This window comes from Mycobacterium sp. TH-M106 (genome assembly GCF_057473765.1).
On sequence record NZ_JBYCLE010000563.1, the window covers coordinates 1 to 4,335 of the forward strand.

Sequence of the window (4,335 nt, forward strand, 5' to 3'; positions counted from 1 at the left end):
GTGCTCTCTACATCCACCCCGACGAGTGTGTGGACTGTGGAGCCTGCGAGCCGGTCTGCCCGGTCGAGGCCATCTACTACGAGGACGACCTGCCCGACGACCTGGAGCCCTATCTGGCTGACAACGCGGCGTTCTTCGTTGAAACCCTGCCGTCGCGCGACGAGCCGCTGGGGTCGCCGGGCGGCGCCGCCAAGCTCGGTCCGCTCGGCGTCGACACGCCGCTGGTTGCCAGCTTGCCGCCACAGGGTGACGCCCTCCAGGAGTGAGCGACATCACCAGGTTGCCCGGAGGCCCCGGCGGACGCCGTTTCGACGTACTTCGGGCGCTTCGGGACGCCGATGCCCCGGTGAGCATCGCGCACCTCGCAGACGAGTTGGGTGTGCACCCCAACACCGTCCGCTTCCACCTGGGCACCCTGCTTGACGACGGCCAGGTCGAACTCGCCGAGTCCCAACACGGGGGGCGGGGGCGACCAGCGCTGATGTTTGCCGCGGTCCGCCAGCCAGATCGCGGCGGAACTCGCCGCTACCGACTGCTTGCCGAGATTCTCGCCGTCGGAATCGCCGCCGACGAGGATTCGCCCAGCAAGGCACTGGCGGCCGGCCGGGCCTGGGGGCAGCGGCTGCAGTCACTGGCCGAGGCCGCGAAACCTGTTGCCGCCGAGGAGTCCATCGATCATTTCGTCGACCTGCTCGACGAACTGGGGTTCGCACCGGTACGGCGCGAACCCCAAGGCCTCCAAGGCCCCGAAGGCCCCGAGCGGAAAGCGGAGGTGGGGTTCCGGCACTGTCCCTTCCTGGAACTCGCCGAATCTCAGACCGACGTGATCTGCCCGATCCATCTCGGGCTGATGCAGGGTGCGCTGGAAAGCTGGGCTGCCCCGGTCAAGGTGGACCGGCTGGATGCGTTCGTCGAACCGAACCTGTGCCTGGCCCACTTCACCGCGGCGGCCCCGGGTGGGCGGGGAGAGGCCGGTGAAAGGGGTGGAAAGGTGCGGGTGGAACATTCGGTCGCCGGTTCAGTGCGAGTGGAAGAAGTCACCGGTTGAGGCCCTATGCTTGCCGTGGACGCGAGGTTGTCAAGGAGGTTGCATGGTAGGGGGAGTACTTCTGCTATCGACGTGAGCGATGCCGAATGACCAGCCCGGTTGACCAAAGGATGCCAGTTGATGGAATCGATCTCCCTGAACGAGCTCGCCGCTGAGAAGCTGGCCGAGGCGCAGCAGCACCACAGCGGGCGCTCCGCGCACACCATCTACGGCGGGGCCGTCCACCGCCTGCGCCAGACCCTGGTCGCGCTGCGGGCTGGCCAGGCGCTGGCCGAACACGAGAGTCCGGGGGAGGCGACGCTGCAGGTGCTGCGCGGGCGGGTGCGCCTCACCGTCGGCGACGACGCCTGGGAGGGACGGGCCGGTGACTACCTGGCGCTCCCGCCGCATCGGCACGCCCTGGACGCCATCGAGGATTCGGTGGTGCTCTTGACGGTCGCCATGGCGAAGTCGCACTAACGTCGGCCAGATGAGTACAGCCGCAGCGTCTGGAACGTTCACCCTCGGCGTCGACCTGACCGTCAACCGGCTCGGCTTCGGTGCGATGCGGCTGACCGGCCCGGGGATCTGGGGGCCACCCGCCGATCGGGGTGAGGCGGTGCGGTTGCTGCATCGCGCGGTGGAGTTGGGCGTCAACTTCATCGACACCGCCGACTCGTACGGGCCGTATGTCTCCGAGGAGATCATCCGCGAGGCGCTGCATCCCTACCCGGGGCTGGTGATCGCCACCAAGGCGGGGCTGCTGCGCACCGGCCCGAACAAGTGGTTTCCGCTGTCCAATCCGCACTACCTGCGCCAGGAAGTCGAGATGAGCCTGCGCCGGCTCGGCGTCGAACGCATCGACCTGTTCCAGCTGCACCGCATCGACCGGGATATCCCGCTACACGACCAGCTCGGCGAACTGGTGGCATTGCGCGACGAGGGCAAGATCCGCCACATCGGCCTGTCCGAGGTCAGCATCGAGCAGCTGTACGCCGCCCAAGAGATCACCTCGATCGTGTCGGTGCAGAACAAGTACAACCTGGTCGACCGCGGCGCCGACCCGCTGGTGGATGCCGTCACCGGTCAGGGCATCGGCTTTATCCCGTGGTATCCGCTGGCAGCCGGGCCGCTGGCCGCCAATGACGGCCCGCTGGCTCAGGCCGCCGCCGACCATGACGCCACGCCGTCACAGTTGGCCCTGGCCTGGCTGCTGAAACGCTCCCCGGCGATACTGCCGATCCCGGGCACCGCCAGCGTCGCGCACCTGGAGGAGAACGTTGCCGCGGCCGAGATCACGCTCAGCGATGCTGAATTCGAGGAGATAGCCGCCGCGGCGGCCACGCAACACGGCTAGCACAACCACCGGGCGACCACCGGCGGCACGCGGGCAATACGGTGTCTGAGTGGCCAGCGAGCATCCCCGGCACCCCGGCGGCGGGTTCAACCCACCCGAACCGACCAGCAAAGGCGGGCCCGACTACGGCCGGTTCATCGAAGCGGTGCGCACCCTGGGCGACCACGCCCGCGCCGTCGACGCCCCCGACGGCGTGATCAGCGCGGCCGCCGATGCGCTGCAGCAGGTGTGCGACCTGCTCGCGCCGTTTGACGCCGACGAGTGGTCGTCGCCCTCGGGGCGCCGGATGGACCTGCCGATGCGCGGCAACGTGCTGGCGGTGCCGATGAAGGTCACGAAAACCGACGACGGACGGCTGCACGGCTGGGCCCGGTTCCGCCGGTTTCACCTGGGCCGCAACGGGGCGGTGCACGGCGGGGCCATCGCGTTGCTGTTCGACTCTGTGCTGGGCACCGCGTCGTGGCTGCTCACCCGCGGCCCCTACCAGCGCACCGCACAGCTGCAGGTCAACTACCGCAACATCGTTCCGATCGAGAAAGAGTTGCAGCTCGATGCGGGCATCAGCCGGGTAGCGGGCCGCAAGATCTTCGTCGAGGCCCGGCTGCGTGACGGCGACACCTTGCTCACCGAAGCCGAGGCACTTTTCGTCAAACTCAAGCCCGGTCAGGCGTGAACGACCACCCCGATAGGCCCCGGATAGCATGGTCACGAGCCCTTTGACAGCCCCGACACCCCTGGAGACCACGACATGAGCGCGCCCGTGATTCGGGTGCCCGCCGGCACCACCGCGGGCGCGGCGGTGCGCGACGCCGGCCTTCCCGTCCGGGGCGCGCCCGATGCGATCGTGGTGGTGCGTGACGCCGACGGAAAGCTGCGCGACCTCAGCTGGGCCCCCGAGCGTGACGTCGAGGTCAGCCCGGTGGCGGCGAACACCGACGACGGCCGCAGCGTGATCCGGCATTCCTGTGCGCACGTGCTGGCCCAGGCCGTCCAGGATCTGTTCCCGGGCGCCAAGCTGGGCATCGGTCCGCCGATCACCGACGGGTTCTACTACGACTTCGATGTGCCCGACGCATTCACCCCCGAGGACCTGGCCGCGCTGGAGAAGCGGATGCGCCAGATCGTCAAGGAAGGGCAGCTGTTCTCCCGCCGGGTTTACGATTCCACCGACGCCGCCCGCGCCGAACTGGCCGACGAGCCTTACAAACTGGAATTGCTCTCCGGCGGTTTTGACAAGTCCGGTGCCGAGATCATGGAGGTCGGCGGCGACGAGCTCACCGCTTACGACAACCTCAATCCGCGCACCCGCCACCGGGTCTGGGGGGACCTGTGCCGCGGCCCGCACATCCCGACGACCCGGTTCATTCCGGCGTTCAAGCTCACCCGCTCCTCGGCGGCGTACTGGCGCGGCGACCAGAACAACGCCAGCCTGCAACGCATCTACGGCACCGCATGGGAGTCACAGGAGGCACTGGAGGCTCACCTGGAGCTGATCGAGGAAGCGCAGCGGCGTGACCACCGCAAGCTGGGGGCCGAGCTGGACCTGTTCAGCTTTCCCGACGAAATCGGCTCCGGGCTGCCAGTTTTCCACCCCAGGGGCGGGATCGTTCGCCGCGAGCTGGAGGACTATTCGCGGCGCAAGCACGTCGAGGCCGGCTACCAGTTCGTCCACACCCCGCACATCACCAAGGCGCAGCTGTATCAGACATCGGGCCACCTGGAGTGGTACGCCGAGGCCATGTACCCGCCGATGCACATCGACGCCGAGTACGACGACGACGGCACGCTGCGCAAACCTGGGCAGGACTACTACCTCAAGCCGATGAACTGCCCGATGCACCACCTGATCTTCGCCTCCCGCGGCCGGTCCTACCGGGAACTGCCGCTGCGGCTCTTCGAGTTCGGCAGCGTGTACCGCTACGAGCGCTCCGGTGTGGTGCACGGGCTGACC

The 4,335-nt window shown here is 68.3% G+C and carries 6 protein-coding genes; all 6 read left to right on the forward strand.

Annotated features, from left to right (window positions below):
• On the forward strand, positions 1-266 hold a 266-nt coding region (locus AC2VOP_RS19320; RefSeq protein ID WP_486962467.1), incomplete at its 5' end, for a 4Fe-4S dicluster domain-containing protein.
• Positions 263-1,048: a helix-turn-helix transcriptional regulator gene (locus AC2VOP_RS19325; protein ID WP_486962468.1), complete on the forward strand. Its 786-nt coding sequence runs from the start codon at positions 263-265 to the stop codon at positions 1,046-1,048. The genes AC2VOP_RS19320 and AC2VOP_RS19325, both read left to right, overlap by 4 nt.
• 120 nt (positions 1,049-1,168) lie before the next feature.
• Positions 1,169-1,507, forward strand: a complete 339-nt coding sequence (locus AC2VOP_RS19330; RefSeq protein WP_486962469.1) for a cupin domain-containing protein — start codon at positions 1,169-1,171, stop codon at positions 1,505-1,507.
• Positions 1,508-1,517: 10 nt separating this feature from the next.
• A complete protein-coding gene (locus AC2VOP_RS19335) occupies positions 1,518-2,384 on the forward strand; it encodes an aldo/keto reductase (RefSeq protein ID WP_486962470.1) in 867 nt (288 codons plus the stop codon).
• Positions 2,385-2,433: 49 nt separating this feature from the next.
• Positions 2,434-3,057 carry a PaaI family thioesterase gene (locus tag AC2VOP_RS19340; RefSeq protein WP_486962471.1) on the forward strand — a complete coding sequence of 208 codons (624 nt, stop codon included), beginning with the start codon at positions 2,434-2,436 and terminating at the stop codon, positions 3,055-3,057.
• Positions 3,058-3,132: 75 nt separating this feature from the next.
• A partial coding sequence (locus AC2VOP_RS19345) for an aminoacyl--tRNA ligase-related protein (RefSeq protein ID WP_486962472.1) occupies positions 3,133-4,335 on the forward strand: 1,203 nt, incomplete at its 3' end.